This window comes from Pseudomonas edaphica, assembly GCF_005863185.1.
In the GTDB taxonomy this organism is placed as follows: Bacteria; Pseudomonadota; Gammaproteobacteria; order Pseudomonadales; family Pseudomonadaceae; genus Aquipseudomonas; species Aquipseudomonas edaphica.
Window position 1 is genome coordinate 1 of the sequence record NZ_VBVZ01001141.1, and the last position, 535, is coordinate 535.

At 49.5% G+C, this 535-nt stretch carries 1 protein-coding gene; it reads right to left on the bottom strand.

Features of this window, described 5'->3' with window-relative positions; all coding sequences use genetic code 11:
• Positions 1-326: 326 nt before the first annotated feature.
• Positions 327-535: hypothetical protein (locus FEM54_RS34520; RefSeq protein WP_205894454.1), on the bottom strand; the 209-nt coding region annotated here is incomplete at its 5' end.

Here is a 535-nt window from a genome sequence, read left to right on the forward strand (position 1 = left end):
TTTAGCTTTTCAAGCTCGGCGCCTTGTCGAAAGCCCGGCCAAGTGTCGGGCTTTTCATTTCTGCATGGTAGATTTCCTCCGTCGATAATTAATCCGGAGTTGAAATGGATACCCTGAGAAAAGAACGAAACAAAGCTTCGCGCGGAGCTAAGTGCTGGACCGTTTTTCACGGCCTAGCAGTTATTGCTGAAGGGCTCACCGAATCCGAGGCGGACGCTTTGATAGAGCGCCGACGTAAACAGATTATAGATTTGGGTGTCGTCCGCTAGCCAAGGCTCGCGCAGCGATATTGTAGATTTGGCCCGGCTAAACGCCGGGTTTTTTCGTTATGGCGCCTGCTCGCAGGAAATGTTCGTTATGCCGCCATTCGAAACAACGCCTTGAAGGCTCTCCATTCCAGTTCTGTCCAGATGATTTTGGATAATCAGCGCTTGATGAACATCATCGATTGAAGGTTCGTCATCGCTCTGGATGGTCAGAACTTTAGTCTCGCCATGAATTTTGTACTCGATGCTCCAATGCTGCACGGGTTTAT